Origin of the sequence: Bifidobacterium sp., from assembly GCF_022647885.1 — a bacterium.
Taxonomy (GTDB): domain Bacteria; phylum Actinomycetota; class Actinomycetes; order Actinomycetales; family Bifidobacteriaceae; genus Bombiscardovia.
Genome location: NZ_JALCLM010000001.1, coordinates 704,308 through 718,768 on the forward strand (window position 1 = coordinate 704,308; position 14,461 = coordinate 718,768).

The 14,461-nt window shown below is 49.6% G+C and carries 13 protein-coding genes and 1 tRNA gene; 9 read left to right on the top strand and 5 right to left on the bottom strand.

Features of this window, described 5'->3' with window-relative positions; translation table 11 throughout:
• Nucleotides 1-109: 109 nt before the first annotated feature.
• The 8 genes from obgE (at nucleotide 110) to rplA (ending at nucleotide 7,492) form a co-directional block, all read left to right on the top strand.
• Nucleotides 110-1,834 carry a GTPase ObgE gene (obgE, locus tag LKI20_RS02860; RefSeq protein ID WP_291769611.1) on the top strand — a complete coding sequence of 575 codons (1,725 nt, stop codon included), beginning with the start codon at nucleotides 110-112 and terminating at the stop codon, nucleotides 1,832-1,834.
• 63 nt (nucleotides 1,835-1,897) lie between these two features.
• Nucleotides 1,898-3,031 (top strand): glutamate 5-kinase, encoded by a 1,134-nt coding sequence (gene proB, locus LKI20_RS02865; protein WP_291769614.1) that lies wholly within the window; start codon nucleotides 1,898-1,900, stop codon nucleotides 3,029-3,031.
• 80 nt (nucleotides 3,032-3,111) lie between these two features.
• Nucleotides 3,112-4,326, top strand: coding sequence for a pyridoxal phosphate-dependent aminotransferase (locus LKI20_RS02870; RefSeq protein WP_291773334.1), 1,215 nt, complete (start codon nucleotides 3,112-3,114; stop codon nucleotides 4,324-4,326).
• A gap of 249 nt (nucleotides 4,327-4,575) precedes the next feature.
• Nucleotides 4,576-4,651 (top strand) — tRNA-Trp (locus LKI20_RS02875).
• A gap of 32 nt (nucleotides 4,652-4,683) precedes the next feature.
• Nucleotides 4,684-4,914: a preprotein translocase subunit SecE gene (gene secE / locus LKI20_RS02880; protein ID WP_291769617.1), complete on the top strand. Its 231-nt coding sequence runs from the start codon at nucleotides 4,684-4,686 to the stop codon at nucleotides 4,912-4,914.
• 29 nt (nucleotides 4,915-4,943) lie between these two features.
• On the top strand, nucleotides 4,944-5,921 hold the full coding sequence (nusG, locus tag LKI20_RS02885; protein WP_291769620.1) for a transcription termination/antitermination protein NusG: 978 nt from the start codon (nucleotides 4,944-4,946) through the stop codon (nucleotides 5,919-5,921).
• Nucleotides 5,922-6,301: 380 nt separating this feature from the next.
• A complete protein-coding gene (gene rplK / locus LKI20_RS02890; RefSeq protein WP_034251398.1) occupies nucleotides 6,302-6,733 on the top strand; it encodes a 50S ribosomal protein L11 in 432 nt (143 codons plus the stop codon).
• Nucleotides 6,734-6,799: 66 nt separating this feature from the next.
• A complete protein-coding gene (rplA, locus tag LKI20_RS02895; protein ID WP_291769625.1) occupies nucleotides 6,800-7,492 on the top strand; it encodes a 50S ribosomal protein L1 in 693 nt (230 codons plus the stop codon).
• A gap of 133 nt (nucleotides 7,493-7,625) precedes the next feature.
• Here the strand turns inward: rplA and LKI20_RS02900 are convergent, their stop codons facing one another.
• The 5 genes from LKI20_RS02900 to LKI20_RS02920 form a co-directional block, all read right to left on the bottom strand.
• The gene (locus LKI20_RS02900) at nucleotides 7,626-9,194 is read right to left on the bottom strand and encodes a PucR family transcriptional regulator (protein WP_291769628.1); all 1,569 of its coding nucleotides are present in this window, start codon (nucleotides 9,192-9,194) and stop codon (nucleotides 7,626-7,628) included.
• A complete protein-coding gene (locus LKI20_RS02905; RefSeq protein WP_291769631.1) occupies nucleotides 9,191-11,197 on the bottom strand; it encodes a DUF6020 family protein in 2,007 nt (668 codons plus the stop codon). Before LKI20_RS02905 ends, LKI20_RS02900 begins: the two co-directional genes overlap by 4 nt.
• 123 nt (nucleotides 11,198-11,320) lie before the next feature.
• Nucleotides 11,321-11,917, bottom strand: coding sequence for an energy-coupling factor transporter transmembrane component T family protein (locus LKI20_RS02910; RefSeq protein WP_291769633.1), 597 nt, complete (start codon nucleotides 11,915-11,917; stop codon nucleotides 11,321-11,323).
• Nucleotides 11,914-12,651 (bottom strand): energy-coupling factor ABC transporter ATP-binding protein, encoded by a 738-nt coding sequence (locus tag LKI20_RS02915; protein ID WP_291769636.1) that lies wholly within the window; start codon nucleotides 12,649-12,651, stop codon nucleotides 11,914-11,916. Before LKI20_RS02915 ends, LKI20_RS02910 begins: the two co-directional genes overlap by 4 nt.
• Nucleotides 12,652-12,700: 49 nt before the next feature.
• Nucleotides 12,701-13,276: a biotin transporter BioY gene (locus LKI20_RS02920; RefSeq protein WP_291769639.1), complete on the bottom strand. Its 576-nt coding sequence runs from the start codon at nucleotides 13,274-13,276 to the stop codon at nucleotides 12,701-12,703.
• Nucleotides 13,277-13,365: 89 nt separating this feature from the next.
• Between LKI20_RS02920 and LKI20_RS02925 the strand changes: the two genes are divergently transcribed.
• Complete coding sequence (locus LKI20_RS02925) at nucleotides 13,366-14,403, top strand: biotin--[acetyl-CoA-carboxylase] ligase (RefSeq protein ID WP_291769642.1); 1,038 nt, start codon at nucleotides 13,366-13,368, stop codon at nucleotides 14,401-14,403.
• Nucleotides 14,404-14,461 lie beyond the last annotated feature (58 nt).

Below are 14,461 nucleotides of genomic sequence, written 5' to 3' on the forward strand. Positions count from 1 at the left end.
AGTCGTAAGTGTGCAAAGTCAGACGCGACACGCTGAAAGAACACGCTTTGCGTGAGGAACGGCACACTTCTCATAACTGTCACGCATTGTTTCAGTAAGGTACATAAATATGAGTGCATTTGTTGACCGGGTGACGGTCCATGTTCGTGGTGGCGACGGTGGTAATGGCGCATCCTCGATTCGTCGTGAAAAATACAAGCCCCTAGCAGGTCCCGACGGCGGTAACGGTGGCGACGGTGGTTCCATAATATTCGTCGCTGACTCTAATGCCACAAGCCTGTTGGACTACCGTTTCTTACCTCATCGTTCAGCAGATTCTGGCACGATGGGACTTGGCGGAGATAAAGATGGTAGTAAAGGGGAAGATGTATTACTACCAGTGCCGGTTGGGACTGTCATTTTTGATGCTCAGGAAGCGAAACGTGGCAAGGGTGATAAAGCTGCAAAACCATTGGTTGATTTGCGACACCCCGGCGAGCAATTCATAGCAGCACATGGTGGCAATGGTGGCCTTGGCAATAGAGCTTTAGCAAATCGCACCAGAAGAGCTCCTGGATTTGCTCTGCTTGGCGAGCCAGGGGAGGAACGTGACGTACTACTTGAACTCAAATCTATTGCGGATGTCGCACTAGTAGGCTTCCCGAGTGCCGGAAAATCGAGTTTGATCGCTGCCATGAGCTCTGCGAAACCTAAAATCGCAGATTATCCTTTTACCACTTTGGTACCTAATCTCGGCGTAGTCGAAGCAGGCGATGGACGTTTCACCATAGCTGATGTGCCTGGGCTGATTCCTGGCGCTTCACAAGGTAAGGGTCTAGGGCTCGAATTCCTCAGGCACATTGAGCGTACCGAAATTATTGCGCATGTGATCGACTGTGCCACGCTTGAGCCAGATCGTGACCCCATAGCTGATTACCATGCGTTGGAGCAGGAATTGGCTGCTTACGCCGAAGCGTTGGATTTGCCACTAGGAGTTATCCCTATTGCTGAGCGTCCACGTATTGTGGTGCTGAACAAATGTGATATTCCCGAGGCCAAGGAATTGGCTGAATTTGTTCGCCCAGAATTTGAGTCGCTAGGTTTGCGTGTATTTGAAGTCTCAACAGCTTCACATGAAGGACTTAAAGAACTCCGTTATGCTTTGGCTGAGTTGGTTTCGCAGCTGCGTTTCAAGCTTGCTGAGCAAGAAAGTGAACAGGATCAAGAGCGTGTGGTTATTCGGCCACTTGAGACTGGGCGTCCACGACGTCGGAATGACGAAAGTGGTTTTGCTTCAGAGTTTTCGGTGGAACGTGAACAGGATCGCAATGGCAATCACTGGTTCATCGTCACAGGCACGAAACCAGAGCGTTGGGTGATGCAGACTAACTTCGACAATGATGAGGCTGTCGGATATCTTGGCGACCGTCTAGCGAAGCTGGGAGTCGAGGATGCTTTGCGTCGAGCTGGCGCTCATCCAGGAGACGAAGTACATATCGGACGCGGTAAGAATGCTGTTGAGTTTGATTGGGATCCCACTATTATTGCGGGCGCGGAGATGCTGGATGGTGAGCCAATGGTTTCACGCGGCAAAGATCTGCGTTTGCTTGATCAAGATGGACGAGCACGCAGACGTAGCAATACTGAGCGTCGTGAGCAATATCACGAGATGATGGATGCCCGACAAGCAGTTCGCGATGCGATGATGGTTGAGCGTAAAGCAGGGCATTGGGCCGATCCAACTGTGGTTGACGATCCAGAAGGCAAGCACTTCGGTCTTAAACGAGTCTCACATACACCAGAAGATGCCAATCAGGAAGAGTCAGAGTCAGAGTCGGGGAACACTGAAGACTGACTCAACTGACAGCAATACTTAGCCAAGTATTGAAAGATTGGTGTATTTAGGAAGGGATGCGTCATGTCAACACCATCACAGCAGCAGGTGCGTTCGCGCATAGCTCAGGCTCGTACCGTGGTGGTTAAGGTTGGTTCTAGCTCGTTGACTACATCAAGCGGACATCTGGATGTGCAACGTCTCAGCAAGTTGGTCGGAGCTTTATCTCAGATGTCAGCGATGGGCGCTCGTATAGTACTAGTTTCTTCAGGTGCTATCGCTGCAGGCTTTGGTCCATTGGGCTTCGATTCTCGACCAAGTGACGTGGCTACTCAACAGGCAGCAGCTTCTGTGGGACAGGGGTTGCTCATGGCGCACTATGAGGCTGCTTTCGGTCGCTTCGGGATTCGCGTCGGACAGATATTAATTACTGCGCAAGACACTATACGAGCAGCGCAATACCGCAATGCTCAACGCACCTTGGAACGTTTGCTTGAGTTGTCAGTAGTGCCGATTGTCAACGAGAATGATGCGCTTGCGAGCAATGAGATTCGCTTTGGTGACAACGATAGACTTTCCGCATTGGTAGCCAATATTGTTCGTGCAGATGCTCTGGTACTCCTCACAGATGTAGATGGGCTGTACACTGCGCCACCCTCTCGTGCGGATGCTCAGCACATATCTTATGTTCCTGATGTGCTCAGTGCGCTTGACAACATAGAAGTTGGCGGCTCGGGCTCGCATGTGGGCACTGGTGGCATGATTACTAAGCTCGAAGCAGTCCACGTGGCGACAGCATCTGGTATCCCTGCCGTATTAACGTGTGCAGATAATGCTGGTCCTGCCATGTCAGGCGATCCAGTCGGCACAGTATTTGCTCCCGTAAAGCGACGTGGTTCATCAAGGCGACTATGGATTGCCTTCGCTGCAGCACCACGAGGGGACCTCATAGTTGATGAGGGAGCTGCACAGGCGATTCAGGCTGGCCGTGCCAGCCTCCTTGCCGCAGGTGTAGTCGGTGTGGATGGAGAGTTTTCTGCAGGTGATCCGGTGTGGATTAGCAACGAGCAGGGAGACCATCTCGCTAAAGGATTGTCGGGATTCGACTCAGAGGAAATACCGCAGATGCTCGGTGCTAACAGCTCACAATTGCGTAAAGCATTAGGTGATGTGTATGCCCATCCATTGGTACACAGGGATGATTTGGTATTGGTGTAGTTGGTGTAACACTCTTATGCGATGTATCGAACACGCTGAGGCTGTTTTCCCATGCTGGCGTTAGAGTGTTAGCCATGAGCATGGCATCATGGCAAAACCTTAGTGACCGTATCAACATTGTTTCCCCTAGCGCTACTTTGGCCGTCGATTCGAAGGCAAAAGCAATGAAGGCATCTGGGGTTGATGTGATTGGTTTTGGCGCAGGCGAACCGAATTTCCCAACTCCTCAAAATATTGTGAATGTTGCAGCTGCAGCATGTCTCGATCCGAAAAATCATCGGTATACACCGACTGCTGGGTTACCGGAACTACGAGAAGCAATCGCTACTAAAACCCTGCGTGATTCGGGATATCAGGTTGATGCTGATCAAGTTGTTGTTACTAATGGCGGCAAACAAGCCGTGTACGAAGTATTTCAGATTCTCCTCAACGATGGCGATGAAGTCATTATTCCAGCGCCGTTCTGGACTAGTTACCCAGAAGTAGTGAAGTTGGCCGGAGGGAATCCAGTCGAAGTATTCTCTGGCCACGAGCAAGGATTCGTGCCTACTGTGGAACAGTTGGAACGGGCACGCACCAACCGTACTAAGGCTATTATTCTCAATTCACCTTCTAACCCGACAGGTGCTGTATGGAGCGAAGAATTGGTGCGAGAGGTCGGTCAATGGGCGCTTGAGAATCACCTGTGGGTGATTTCCGATGAAATATATGAACATTTAACCTATGACGGGGTGCATACCTCATATGTGGGTGCATTACTCCCAGCAATCCGTGAGCAGCTCATTGTGTTAAACGGTGTTGCCAAGACTTATGCAATGACCGGCTGGCGAGTTGGCTGGATGGTTGCTCCACACGAGCTTGCTAAAGCGGCTTCGAAGCTACAAGGTCATATGACGTCGAACGTATCCAATGTTTCCCAGCGCGCGGCACTCTGCGCAGTTGCAGGTCCTTTGGATGAAGTAGCTCATATGCGAGAAGCTTTTGATATTCGTAGAAAAGCAATTTCATCGGCATTGAACGCCATTCCAGGGGTGTCATGTCCCGTTCCGCAAGGGGCGTTCTATGCATTCCCTAACGTTGAAGCCTTACTGAATAAGCCACTGGGTCCACAAGGGAGCGTCGCTACGTCATCTGCTGAGTTAGCGGCGCTACTGCTTACTGAAGCACATATTGCTGCAGTGCCCGGTGAAGCATTCGGCGCTCCAGGATACCTGCGTTTCTCCTATGCCTTGGCTGATGAGGATTTGGCAAAGGGAATGCAGCGGATGCATGATTGGGTGCTCGCTCAGCAATAATCAGTTTGAGTTGGTTAGGCCATTGTTTAGCGGTGTAGTGCTGAGCTATGGCGTGTTGTGCCCGTGGGTGTTGCCAGTAGATGCTCGTATTTTATAGAGCAATCGTCCATAGTGAGAGCAATATACAACTCGCGTATGCGACTGAGTGGACGAATTCACTCTGTCACGCTAGACTGTTCACTTGGCGGTTTTGCCCAGAGTTGTGAAGCCGATTTCGTGAGATGCGAGTAACATGGGCAAAGTTCTCCTAGGGAAGTGGCGCAATTGGTAGCGCAACGGTCTCCAAAACCGTAGGTTGTGGGTTCGAGTCCCGCCTTCCCTGCCAATGGATTGGCCACCAGCAAGCAAAGGACAGATATGGCGAAGGCAACTGGGTCCGATGATAAGTCACTCAAGCCGAACTTCTTTATGCGCATCGGTCTGTTCATTAAGCAGATTATTGATGAGCTTCGTAAGGTGGTTACTCCGACCCGTAAAGAGCTGCTGCTCTGGTCTGTCGCTGTGTTCATCTTTGTGGTTCTGCTGATGTTATTTGTTACCGGCATGGACTTTGGATTAGGCAAGCTAGTCCTGTGGCTGTTCGGATGATATGCGATTTGTGCAAAGGGATTTAGATAATGACTGATGATCAGAATGTAGACGATACGGCTGTAGACAGCGCCGATATTGACGGCTCGGCTGTCGATAGTGCAGCTGTTGATGATGCAGTTGTAGGCAGCGTAGAGGTAGATACAACAGATGTAGAAAACGCTGCGCCAGTCGCTGATGAAGAACTTAATGATGCCACACAGGTTGAAGCGGGGTTAGCGCTGTCTGAGGAACCGACACCAGATCAAGATGCATTAGGTGAGCTCAGTGATTCTGCTTCAAGCGAGGCATCTCTCAGTGAGAGTGATGAAGATGCATCATCCTCTGCACAATCCGAGGGCGAGACATCTGAAGATTCGGCAGATGATGAGGCTTCTGATGAAGCTGAAGACGCAGGACAGGTTGCAGTAAAAGCTTTTTCTAAGCAATTACGCACCCTCGAAGGTAAATGGTACGTTCTGCACACATACTCTGGTTATGAGAAGCGTGTCAAGGCAAACGTCGATTCCCGTGTTGCCTCTTTCGGTCTTGAAGACAAGATATTTCAGGTTGAAATTCCGATGGAAGAAGTCGAAAAGCACACTGACAAGGGTAAAAAGATCGTTACCCGCGTGCGTGTCCCAGGATATGTGTTAATTCGCATGTGGCCTGACGAAGATGCCCGACGCATTGTTCGTGAAACAGAAGGTGTCACCGGTTTTGTTGGTCCGTCCAAAGAGCCGGCTCCTCTTAGCCGTAAAGAAGTCGTTCAGATGATGGCTCCTATGATTGCTTCCGAAGCACTCAAAGAGGCAGGGGATAAGCCTGCTGCGGCGAAGAAGCGTCAAGTTGAGGTTTCCTTTGTCATTGGCGATCAGGTCACCGTTATCGACGGCCCATTTGCTACTATGCCAGCCGTGGTTTCCGACGTTGAAGCACAAACTCAGAAGCTCACAGTTCTCGTGTCAATTTTTGGCAGGGATACGCCAGTGGAGTTAGGCTTCGAGCAAGTAGAGAAACTCTCTTAAACACCTTCCGAGGTGCGTTGTCCGTCGTATGCAGCAGTCGATGTACTTGAAGTACACCTTCCTTTGGCGTGCGTTGTAGGTGCGACTTGCGTTTGTGTAGGGATTATTGAGATAACCCCTACTACTGCGTATTTAGGAAGCTTGATATTCCGCCATTCTGAGCTTGCCCGTATACGAGGGCTAATTGAAATTCCCTACACAAACGACGGCGATAGGTATTGTGTAGACACGGCGATGGTGCCGGTGTGCCTTGTCTCGCGTATTTGGCATAATAAGAAAGCTTGTGACTGGCGGAGTTTTCGCCGTCGCAGAAGAACTATCAGTTGCGGGAGGAAGCAGCGCTTCCGTTCGCACCGCTTCACAGAAAGAAGAACCAGAATATGGCTCCTAAGAAGAAAGTCTCAGCGCTGATCAAGCTCGAGATTCAGGCAGGTAAGGCCAATCCGGCCCCGCCACTGGGTCCTGCTTTGGGTTCACATGGCGTAAACATCATGGACTTCTGCAAGGCATACAACGATGCCACGAAGGACAAGATGGGCCAGGTTGTGCCTGTTGAGATCACCGTTTTTGAAGATCGTTCCTTCACCTTTATCCTCAAGACTCCTCCAGCAGCTGATTTGCTTCGTAAAGCTGCAGGCGTTTCCAAGGGCGCGGGAAATCCGCTGACCACTAAGGTCGGTTCCGTTACCAAGGCACAGGTCAGAGAGATCGCAGAGATCAAGATGCCTGATTTGTCTGCGCGCGACGTAGAAGCCGGAATGAAGATCATCGAGGGCTCAGCCCGCTCGATGGGAATCACCGTAACCGACTGAATTTATTCGTAATGAGCGGAAGGGCAAACGCTTGCCCGCACCGCGACTGCTGAATAGGAGAAGCAGATGGCAAAGCGTTCCAAGAAATATCGCGAGGCGGCCGAGAAGGTCGATCGCAACAACCTGTACACGGCAAATGAGGCAATTGCACTGCTCAAGGGTCTGCCAAAGCGTGGCTTTGATGAGACCGTTGAGGCTGTATATCGCCTTAATGTTGATCCTCGTAAGGCTGACCAGCTCGTACGTGGTACCGTCAACCTTCCTCACGGAACAGGCAAGACCGCTCGCGTAGTGGTTTTCGCTCGTGGACCTCAGGCAACAGCAGCTCTCGAAGCTGGTGCTGATGAGGTTGGAGATGACGATCTCATTGCCAAGGTTGCTGCTGGTTACACTGATTTTGACGCAGTGGTTGCAACACCTGACATGATGGGTAAGGTCGGTCGTTTGGGTCGTGTGCTCGGACCTCGTGGTCTGATGCCAAACCCTAAGACTGGTACCGTCACTATGGATGTTGCGAAGGCTGTGACTGAAATCAAGGGTGGAAAGATTGAGTTCCGCGTTGATAAGCACGGTAACTTGAGCTTCCTCATCGGCAAGCTCTCTTTCGAGGAGAGTTCTTTGGACGAAAACTTCAAGGCCGTAGCCGACGAAGTTAAGCGTCTCAAGCCAAGCACGGTGAAGGGCCGCTACATTACCAAGGCGACCATCACTTCAACGATGGGACCAGGAGTTCCTCTCGATCCTTCAATTCTCGGCTAGTATCGAAACGCTGAAATATAGTAAGGACCCAGACGATATTTCGTCTGGGCCCTTACTATATTGGCAGACCTTGTATGGCAATATCTGCCCACGATCGCTCAACTACACATCCTGCTAAGGGTGAACAGTGCAGCTATTCGTGTGAATCTTCAATCAAACCAATCTTTACTGCGGTCAGCAGTACATAAGCTTCGCGCGGATTCATAGGATCCCAACCGGTGATTTCAATTGAACGTTTTAAGCGATAACGCACCGTATTAGGATGGACGTTCAACTCTCGGGCGGTTATCTCCAAGGAACTTCCAGAGAGTAAAAAAGTGCTCAGAGTTTTTAGCAAAGAATTTTCTGGATCGTCTCCTCGCAGACTTGCATATACAGACGTATATAGTTCCTGCCGAGCTGTCACATCGCCGAACAGTGCACGTTCGGGTAATACATCATCAGCGCGAAGTGGTCGTGGAATTCCAGTTGCTTCACTTAACACAGACATAGCAGGGGCAGTTTGATAGGTGATTAAGGCAGCTCGAATAGTATCTGCGGCTCCTGCAACTTGATGCCGCAAAGGTCCAAGACAGAGTGGGCCATCGTCAAAATATCGTATTAGTGGTTCTAAAAATTCTTCTGGTGAACCTTTAGCTCGCGGATCAACCAATATGACCAGCAGACCGTCATGGTTAGACAGTAGGCACTCTCCACCTTGAGCGCGAATTGTGCCGCGGATACGTCTCTGGACTAAGCCTGACTCCAACTCTCTGCCATCGGCTAGTTTGCCAACTACTGCGAAACAGTGGTAGTCACTGGTCCAACCGAGCATTCCCATGCGTGAGGTGACATGGTGATCAGTCACATTGTCAATAAGATCCTCGATGGTCAGAGTTTCAATGCGTGTATCCCAGTCTCCGCGAGCCTCTGCGGAGGTTGCATAGACGGATGCTGCTGAGAATGCGACTTCTCGCGCATAATACAACATGCCATTACGAATTTCCTGCTCATTTTCGGGATCGCTGAAGCCTGAAATGTTGCGCTCGAGAATATCCACAATAAGTCTGGTGACTTCAAGAGCCTGCTTCAGACTAATAGCTTTGGTGAATTCCAGAGGAGCAACAAAAAAAATGTGATCGGTCGAAGGTCGTGGACCTTGTGAGGCATCTGCGCTATGCCGATATTCCTTCATCCACGCAAGAAAATCTGCAACGGCTGTTTCAATAATGAGGTTGAGCAGTTGCTTATCCTGCTCGCTGAGATTGCTATGCCACGCCAAATCGCGGTCAAGGTGCTGCAAAGCTTTGTCTACTGCCTGTTGAACCCCATCAGGTAACGACACTGATGAATGATGCTGAGTTTGTAAGCTCATCTTCTCAGCAACTTGTTGTGTGTCGCTCAGAGACACGACTTTGTCGAGTTCAGATTCGACGGTTTCTGTACTTGCAGTACTTCGCTCTGCTGATTCAGTATTCCGTTTGCTTCGACGTCGTTTGGTATTTGAATGTTCGCTTGAAGAATGCGAGCTAGTTTGCTTGTTGGCCTTGTCAGCCTTGTCGGACTTGTCAGCGACGGCATTATGATCGTTGTGCGCGTCGTCCTTGCCTTCTGCCGAGCGACGCAATTCAGGGTTAAACAGTGCCACAGCGTCATGGGCAACTTTCGCCAACGTTCCTGCGCTAGAACGTTCCTTTGACTTAGATGATTTGCTGCGACTCATATACCTAGCTTATCCTTGCGTGCTGTGTCTACGACTTGCTTTGTTCTTAAGCAAGTTTCTTGGTAGAAAGCAATTGCGATAAACAAGAAAGAAAATGCGATTGGCAACATATGTCTTTCGAAATTATTTGCTGGCGCTATGGTCATAACTCCCATAATTAATATCAGCGGGAATTGATAAGCGAGTGAGTCCCAACGTTTGAGAAGTAGCTGTGTGCACATTAGCAGCAGAGTGAGTACTACCCAGAAATTACCGTGGGTGACCCAACCTAAAATGGGCGTATTGCCCCAGTTAGTGGCATGTTGAGCCACATTGTTACGCCAGTCGTGCAACCAATACTTAATCCAGGTGGTGCTCTCTTGCACATAGTGATTATTGACGTAATACCCCATGGAAACATATGGTGGATCGTTCACGTCGAAATATCCATAAGATTTCGCGAGGAAAGCGTCGAGGTACAGCACCGGATTACGTAATCCTATTTCTAGCCAAGCGCTGTTGAAAGCTTTCATATCTTCGGCGCTAACTGTGCGCCATTTATATGTGGTTACTTTCTCGATGGTTCCCGAAGATTTCACACGATCAGCATCATTTGGAAAATATTGTTGTCCCATAGCAGAGAGATCCAAAATTGGTTCTAGTGCTTTGCGTGCATCCTCTGGAATCCCTTGTGGGTTGCGCTGCGCAACGCGTGCAATTTGTTGAAGTTGCACACCTTTGCTTTCTATTGGATCACCGGTGATGATTGTTCCGGTACTAACCAATGTTGTAATCGCTATTTGGAAAATAATGAGTGGTAGTGCCAAAGCAGTCACAGTAAATTTCCAACGTTTTCGGTCAGCGATGAGACACACGACCAGTTGGAAAGCGACGATGTACAGAGCATATTTTACTGAAATCAGCATGACGATTGTTGAGATAATCATCGCGACAGTAAGTCGTCGGGGAATGCGGTTGCGGCAGCCTTGACGTTTCATCTGCTGCAGTTGGTACCAAATGCCGAGCCACCATACGAAAGCAAAAGCGAATAGCGGTGATTTAGTAATCGAGATGGTGCTGAACACCACGAGCGGGCAGCAGAGCAGGAAAACCACAACTAGTACTCGTGGGAGCACACCTGCCGGAGCGGGTTGCATACTGCGGTGGTGATGAGAAACGTCACTCTTGCCAGCATATTCCTGTCGCTGATAGGGGTTGCCACAAGTGAATATACGATGGGCGGTTGCAGAAAAGCAAAATGCGGCGAATACGTATTGTGTACCCGCAAGCACAACCAAACCAGCATCATCCGAAGCAGTGAGAGCACGCATCAGAGCAACGATGCTTCCATATACCATCGTCAACACAATATTGTGTTGGTTCGTCAGATATGTGGGGTGGTCGGGCCATAAATAGTGTGCTGTAGGATACACATCCATCGGTGTGAAGCCCTGTTTATAAGGGAGTTGAATCCCTTGAATATTCGCCCACCAAAGGTTGAATTCGTTGATTTGTGACCGCACGTCAGCCCCAAACGCTACGAGCAGTGTGACATAGGCCCACAGCCAACCAATCAACAGAATAATGGCTATTTTCCACCATCGGTCGGTGCAACGGATGATCACTGTGATGCAACGTTCAGCGACGGTCTTGAGCTTCGTATGCTTCGCCATATAACTAGCGAAGTGTTGAGAAATTACTGTGAACGGTGATCCCAAGATGCTACTGCGTCGACTGCCAAAATGTTGAGACCACTGATATAGCACAAGGATTGCTGCAAAGCATAGAGAGAAACTGAACGCAAACAACAGCCCATTGTGCCATGAAAAATTAGTCAATGACGCATCAGCACGGTATATAGGACCAACTGCTGTGCACAATGCAATCCATGCGCAAACTATCACTACAACTGTCCAGCGGATTATGCCCCAACCAGATACGTGTTGTAAGTGTTTCCTACCTGGCTTGCTGATGGCTGTCTCAATCTGAGTTTCGGCGGTTGTTGCTCGTGCTGTCTTGATCATCGAATCTGATTCTACTGCCTAAGCACCAGTACAATCTGGTCATGGAAGGTTCCTTGTTCCTATTGACTATGGAATATGAATCTTATATGAGACGAGCATCTTGAGAGTGGGAGTTTAGCTCATCTAATTCCCTCGGGCATCCATAGCTTCAGCAAGTTCATCAGCTTGTTTGAGACTGATGACCAGTAAGGGCACAGCCCAGGCCATTACGCCACCATGCCCACCACGCGCGATGTGCGCCTCTTTGACGGCTCGCATATTGCTGCTTACTAGAGGAATCGCACTCAGTGCTAATGAGATTACTAGAGCAATGCCGTCTGTGTTCACGCCCAGAAACGAAAACGGTTTAAGCAGAGATAACACTCCATCCAACAAGGCTGATACAGGCGTGCTTAAGGTTATCAATGAGGCAAGCAATACTACGTCAAGAACGCGTATGGTGTTTGCTGCCATACGTTCCCATGGTTGGAATAGTACTTGGGCAATAACAGTAAATGCGAGAATCCACCGCGCACTCCACAGTTGGCGACAGAGCTCACTCAAACCGAACTTACCAACAATGAACGCTGAAATGCATAAGGTTGTGATTGCGGCAAGGAACCACCAACGTGCGAAGGGGAGTGCTAGGCATATGCCGCTCACCATGAGCACCAGCAGCTTCCAAAGTGCTGGACAGCGATGAAGCAGACTATCTCCTGGACGGTATAGGGAAGTAATCATTGAGCGAACCTCAGTGAAGGCGGTGAGAGCTTGCTGTAGCGTTGCGAACAATCCTGCCGGTAATGTTCGATGACCAGTTCTGGTGAGCCTTGCTCAACGAGCTGACCATCGGCAAAGCGTAGCGCATAATCACAGCGAGATGCGAGCTCCAGATCGTGGGTGGCAATGATTACTGGGCGTTGCAAATACTCGACAAGGTAATCTCCAATAAGACGTGCGTTTGGAAGATCCAACATCGTAGTTGGCTCATCGGCGATGACGAGTTCCGGACCTCGAACCAGCACCGCGGCTAGAGCGAGCATTTGTTTTTGCCCTCCCGAAAGGCTATGCGCTGGCGTTGATGAGTGCGACGACAATCCAAACGATTCCAGACAATCGTTTACTCGCTGTTCGACATCTTGTTTGCTGAGTTTCATGCCCCGCAATGAAAAGGCGACATCCTCATGGACCGTAGGCATGATGATTTGCGTGTCCGGATTCGTGAAAACAAAGCCAACACGTTTATGTAGTTGTTTCCCATCGCGATCAGGATTCATACCCATAATCGAGATTGTTCCTGAGCTAGCTTTTTCGAGCCCATCAAGCAGTCTGAGAAACGTTGATTTTCCTGAGCCGTTAGTACCCAACACAGCTAGTCGTTGGACCTGCAACAGGCAACTTACATCATGAATAATGGTGTTGCCGTCAATACAAAAGTTGACGTCGGTAAACGAGATTTCAACTGAATTCATCATTTCTCCGTTGCTGCAGGTGAAACTGATAGTGCTTGTTGTGGCAACACTTTTACGCTTGCTGAATCCGGTGTTCACGCAGCGAAGCGGGGAATGCTGCTGGATAAGCTTTCCACAGTGCGCTAGTGATTAATGTGGCGAGAACTATTTTTGCGAGATCGCCCGGGACAAAGGCGAGTACGCTCCACGCAGTGTTAGACAGGCTTTGTCCGAGTATTACAGCTGTGACAGGTACTCCACAAATATAAGGGATCAGCATGCCTCCGCAGATGCAGGCTATGGCAGTCTTCCACCAGGTCATATGATGACCGGAATGAGCAATGAGCCCAACTATTAATGCACCTATGACGAAGCCGAGCAAGTACCCTGCAGTTGGACCCACGAAAACTGCAAAGCCTCCGTTACCGCCTAACAGAGGAAGTCCAATCAATACTAAAGCTAGTAGCAGTAACACCGACAATGCTCCGAGCCATGGTCCGAGAACAGTTCCAGCAAGCATCACAGCAAGTGTTTGCATGGTCACAGGCACGGGGCCAACAGGTATGCGAATAAAGCTGAATACCGCAAGAATGGCGGTAAACATGGCTATTCGAGCGAGATCTCGGTTGTCGAAACGATGAGCAGTCATGAATGCTGGCTTTCTGTGAGTTGACGAGCTTGCAAGGGTACTTGTAAGCGATCGCCCCAATCCTAGAAGTTGGTCGTGAGATGCTTTTTGTGGGATTGTACAAAATGACGATGCCGGATTTGTATACTGCTGACTGTTGCGTGGATTCTGTGCTTGATACCTTTGAATCTATGTCTTACCATGATCAAATTTCGGCTGCTGCTGCGCCACGTACTGCAGCAGCAGTGTCGTCGATCAAGGTCATGGATAGCGTAGATTCGACGAATTCATTGCTATCTAGAGCACTGATGCTAGGCAATCATCACGATGCATACACCTTGGTAAGAGAGCTGTTTAACCAAGAGTTGTTTAACCAAGATAGTCCGATGTCTGAGCAATCAACGGTGCAGTCCCAAGAGCTCAATACCCTTCCAGTTAGTGTGGCAACTTCTGATGTGCAGACACAATGCCGAGGACGTTTGGGGCGCAAATGGTCGAACAAACCAGGCGAGTCTTTTATGGCTTCCTGGGTGTTGCCTGTTCCACAAAGGATGCTACAAGCTCAGCATGCTGGCTGGCTAACTATGATTGCTGGCTTGTGTGTGTATGAGGGTTTGAAATCAGTATTGACTGCGTGTGGTGCCACAGCTCTTCGAGAACAATCAGTCTTAGCTTTGAAGTGGCCCAATGACATTTTTGTTAATGGACGTAAGCTTGGCGGAATTCTCAGCGAACTGGTGCCGGTTAATGAAGATAGTTCAGCGGTTATTTTCGGTGTTGGTATCAATATGTTCATGTCTCAGTCGGATTCACCCATTGACCTTGCAACTTCTTTGCAGCTGGAATATGGACCGCTGCCGAGCTATGAAGAATTCCGAGATCGACTTGCTGCCGCCATCAGTGTCAATCTACGTGAGCGGCTTACGAGCTTTTATGCTGACCCTGATACTTACTCCGAACAGGCGCTTACCGAGGTACGTGCACACAGCTGGACCATTGGTCGTCAAGTCCGAGCAAACCTAGCTTCAGGAGAAAGTGTGGTCGGCAGAGCTTTGCGTATTGAGCACGATGCGTCTTTAGTTATTCAATGCCACGACGGTGTTGAGCGCACGGTAACCACGGGTGACGTTGGGGTGTTACCTGGATGACATTGATGAGATGAGCGCTTAATTCGAGAGTGTCGTCATTAGCCGATACTCAGCGATA

Bases quoted from the DNA above. Each gene is read 5' to 3' on its own strand.
- rplK (WP_034251398.1), top strand. From the start codon at position 6,302: ATGGCTCCTAAGAAGAAAGTCTCAGCGCTGATCAAGCTCGAGATTCAG.
- secE (WP_291769617.1), top strand. From the start codon at position 4,684: ATGGCGAAGGCAACTGGGTCCGATGATAAGTCACTCAAGCCGAACTTC.
- LKI20_RS02900 (WP_291769628.1), bottom strand. From the start codon at position 9,194: ATGAGTCGCAGCAAATCATCTAAGTCAAAGGAACGTTCTAGCGCAGGA.
- LKI20_RS02915 (WP_291769636.1), bottom strand. From the start codon at position 12,651: ATGATGAATTCAGTTGAAATCTCGTTTACCGACGTCAACTTTTGTATT.
- LKI20_RS02910 (WP_291769633.1), bottom strand. From the start codon at position 11,917: ATGATTACTTCCCTATACCGTCCAGGAGATAGTCTGCTTCATCGCTGT.
- nusG (WP_291769620.1), top strand. From the start codon at position 4,944: ATGACTGATGATCAGAATGTAGACGATACGGCTGTAGACAGCGCCGAT.
- LKI20_RS02905 (WP_291769631.1), bottom strand. From the start codon at position 11,197: ATGATCAAGACAGCACGAGCAACAACCGCCGAAACTCAGATTGAGACA.
- LKI20_RS02870 (WP_291773334.1), top strand. From the start codon at position 3,112: ATGGCATCATGGCAAAACCTTAGTGACCGTATCAACATTGTTTCCCCT.
- LKI20_RS02920 (WP_291769639.1), bottom strand. From the start codon at position 13,276: ATGACTGCTCATCGTTTCGACAACCGAGATCTCGCTCGAATAGCCATG.
- rplA (WP_291769625.1), top strand. From the start codon at position 6,800: ATGGCAAAGCGTTCCAAGAAATATCGCGAGGCGGCCGAGAAGGTCGAT.
- proB (WP_291769614.1), top strand. From the start codon at position 1,898: ATGTCAACACCATCACAGCAGCAGGTGCGTTCGCGCATAGCTCAGGCT.
- obgE (WP_291769611.1), top strand. From the start codon at position 110: ATGAGTGCATTTGTTGACCGGGTGACGGTCCATGTTCGTGGTGGCGAC.